The sequence below is a fragment of the Micromonospora sp. NPDC002411 genome (assembly GCF_053592955.1).
In genome coordinates, this window is the sequence record NZ_JBSFBM010000484.1 from 1 (window position 1) to 3,832 (window position 3,832).

A 3,832-nucleotide genomic window follows, 5' to 3' on the forward strand; every position below is an offset into this window, starting at 1 on the left:
GGGGAGCCCGCCCGCGGTGTCGTGCCACCAGCGCCGCACGGCGTGCAACCGTCCTCCCGATAGTTCATGTGCCGGCCCACGAAGATCCCGATACCGTTGGCGACCGCGCGCGCCGTACCGTCGGACGGGTTGTTGCGGGCGGTTGCCCGGCCTGCGGTCGACGTGAACCGCCCGGGGGCGACTTGATCAACTGCCGGAGCCGGCGCCTGGGTGCCAAAAAGTTTTGTGCACTTCCTACAACTGAGCGACTGTTGGTTCGGTGGTTGCGCCATAGCGCTGGCCGCCGCCAGCCGGAAAGGTGATCACTGCTGGGAGCCGTCGTCTCGCGGCACGCAGTTCAAGGTCTAGCTAAGGGGTCAGTCGGGTGTTCAACCGTGTCGCCATCGTCAACCGTGGTGAAGCCGCCATGCGGCTCATCCACGCGGTCCGCGAGTTGGCCGCGGAGACCGGCATCCCGCTCGAAACCGTCGCGCTCTACACCGACGTCGACCGGACCGCCACCTTCGTCCGCGAAGCGGACATCGCCTACGATCTCGGTCCGGCGTCCGCCCGCCCGTACCTCAATCTCCAGGTGCTGGAACGCGCCCTGACCGAGACCGGGGCGGACGCCGCCTGGGTCGGCTGGGGTTTCGTCGCCGAGGATCCCGCGTTCGCCGAACTGTGCGAGAAGATCGGCGTCACGTTCGTCGGGCCGAGCGCGGACGCCATGCGCCAACTCGGTGACAAGATCGGCTCCAAGCTGATCGCCGAGGAGGTCGGCGTTCCGGTCGCGCCGTGGAGCCGGGGTGCCGTCGAGACCCTGGCCGCCGCCCGGACGGCGGCAGCCGAGATCGGCTACCCGCTGATGCTCAAGGCGACAGCGGGCGGCGGCGGGCGCGGCATCCGGGTCATCCGGAGCGAAGCCGAGCTGGACGACGCCTACGAGCGGACCAGCCAGGAGGCGGCGCGGGCGTTCGGCAGCGGCATCGTGTTCCTGGAACGCCTGGTCACCGGGGCCCGGCACGTCGAGGTCCAGGTGATCGCCGACGGGCAGGGCACCGCCTGGGCGCTCGGCGTCCGCGACTGCTCGGTGCAGCGGCGCAACCAGAAGGTCATCGAGGAGTCGGCATCGCCGGTGCTCGACGCGGCGCAGGCCGCCGAGCTCAAGACGTCGGCCGAGCGGCTGGCCGTGGCGGTCGGCTACCGCGGCGCGGCGACAGTGGAGTTCCTGTACCACCCCGGGGACCGGCTGTTCGCGTTCCTGGAGGTCAACACCCGCCTCCAGGTCGAGCACCCGATCACCGAGTTGACCACCGGGTTCGACCTGGTCAAGGCACAACTGCACGTCGCCTCCGGCGGGCGGCTCGAAGGCACGCCGCCGGTGGAACGCGGACACGCGATCGAAGCCCGGCTCAACGCCGAGGATCCCGACCGTGACTTCGCGCCGTCCCCGGGGCGGATCGCGCGGCTCGACCTGCCCAGCGGCCCCGGCATCCGGGTGGACACCGGCGTCAGCGAGGGCGACACCATCCCCGCCGACTTCGACTCGATGATCGCGAAGATCATCGCGTACGGCCGCGACCGTGACGAGGCGCTCGGCAAGCTGCGGCGGGCCATGGCGAACACCACGGTGATCATCGAGGGCGGCGCGACGAACAAGAGCTTCGTGCTCGACCTGCTCGACCAGCCCGAGGTGATCGACGCCAGCGCGGACACCGGCTGGATCGACCGCGTCCGCGGCGAGGGCCGACTCGTCACCCACCGCCACAGCGCGGTCGCCCTGGCCGCCGCCGCCATCGAGGCGTACGAGGAGGAGGAGCGCGTCGAGCGGCAGCGACTGCTGTCGACGGCTGCCGGCGGACGCCCGCAGGTGCAGCACTCCAGCGGCCGACCGCTCGACCTCAAGCTGCGCGGCGTCGGCTACCGCACCCGGGTGGCGCGGGTCGGCCCACACCGGTTCCGCGTCGGTATCGAGGCGGGCACCGTCGTCCGCACCGCCGACGTCGAGCTGGACCGGTTCGACCGGCACACCGGCCAGATCGTCGTCAACGGCATCCGCTACCGCCTGCTCACCGGCACGTACGGGCCTACCCACCTGGTCGAGGTGGACGGTGTGACGCACCGCGTGAGCCGCGACGAGGGTGGCGTCCTGCGCTCCCCGATGCCGGCGCTCGTCGTCGCCACGCCACTGGAGATCGGCGCGGAGGTCGAGGCGGGCGCGCCGGTGCTGGTGCTGGAAGCGATGAAGATGGAGACGGTGCTTCGGGCGCCGTTCAAGGCCCGCCTCAAGGAGTGCGCCGTCTCGGTGGGCAGCCAGGTGGAGGCGGGTGCGCCGCTGCTGCGCCTGGAGCCACTGATGGACGACGCCGAGGAGGCCACCGACGGCCCGACCGGCGAGACCGTCGAACTGGACCTGCCGACCGCCGCCGAGGACGTCCCGACGGACGAGCGCGTCCGGCGCGGTCAGGAGGACCTGCGGGGGCTGCTGCTCGGCTTCGACGTCGACCCGCACGACGACCGTCGGGTGCTCGACGGTTACCTCACCGCGCGGCGACAGGCCACCGAAGCGAGCCAGCGGTCCGGCGCCGGTCGTCGGCCGCTCGCCGCCGAACTCGACCTCATCGAGGTGTTCGCCGACCTCGCCGAGTTGAGCCGTAACCGGCCGACCGGTGAGGACGGCGGCGGCGCCCACGTGCACAGCGCCCGGGAGTACTTCCACACGTACCTGCAGAGCCTCGACGTCGAGCGGGCCGGTCTGCCGGACGCCTTCCAGACCAGGCTCGCCAAGGCGCTCGGCCGGTACGGCGTCACCGATCTGGAGCGCTCCCCCGCGCTCGAAGCGGCCGTGTTCCGGATCTTCCTGGCCCAGCAGCGCGCATCCGCCGAGGCCACTGTCGTCGCGACAGTGCTGCGCGCCTGGCTGCGGGAGACCCCGCCGGACGAGTCGTTGCGGGAGCCCGCCGGTCTCGCGCTGGAGCGGCTGATCGCCGCGACGCAGGTGCGTTTCCCCGTGGTCGCCGACCTCGCCCGTGGCGTGGTGTTCGCCTGGTTCGCCCAGCCACTGCTGCGACGCAACCGGGCCCGGGTGTACGCCGAGGTCCGTGGTCACCTGCGGCACCTGGACGCGCAGCCGGACGCCGCGGACCGCGCCGAGCGCATCGCCGAGATGGTACGCAGCACCGAGCCCCTGGTCCGGCTGCTCGGGCAGCGGCTCGTGCGCGACCACCTCGACAACGCGGTGATGCTGGAGGTGCTGACCCGGCGGTACTACGGCAACAAGGCGCTCACCAGCGTGCGTAGCCAGGCCGTCGCGGGCTGCACGTTCGTGGTCGCCGAGCGGGCCGATTCGAGCGTGGTCTCCGCCGCGGTGAGCTTCGACGCGCTGGGCAGCGCGTTGCGTGGGCTGGCCGAGCTGGCCGGTGACGAGGAGTCCGTCGACGCCGACATCTACCTCGGTTGGGAGAACCAGCCGGAGGACTTCGACGCGATGGCGGCGGCGCTGGCCGAGGTGATCGCCGCGCATCCGCTGCCGCCTCAGGTCCGCCGGGTCACCACCACCGTCGCGGGTCGCGGCGGAGCGGTGATGCACCACCACTTCACCTTCCGCCCCTCCGACACCGGGCTGACCGAGGACCGGCTGATCCGCGGCCTGCACCCGTACATCGCGCAGCGGATGCAGTTGGAGCGGCTGCACAAGTTCGACCTGACCCGCCTGCCGTCGTCGGACGAGGAGGTCTACCTCTTCCAGTGCGTGGCGCGGGAGAACCGGGCCGACGAGCGTCTCGTCGCGTTCGCGCAGGTGCGTGACCTGACCGAGCTTCGCGAGCAGGACGGCCGTCTGGTCGCGCTGCCG

The 3,832-nt window shown here is 71.9% G+C and carries 1 protein-coding gene; it reads left to right on the forward strand.

Features of this window, described 5'->3' with window-relative positions; all coding sequences use genetic code 11:
• Positions 1–364: 364 nt before the first annotated feature.
• On the forward strand, positions 365–3,832 hold a 3,468-nt coding region (locus ACWCO3_RS32660), incomplete at its 3' end, for an ATP-binding protein (protein ID WP_450013773.1).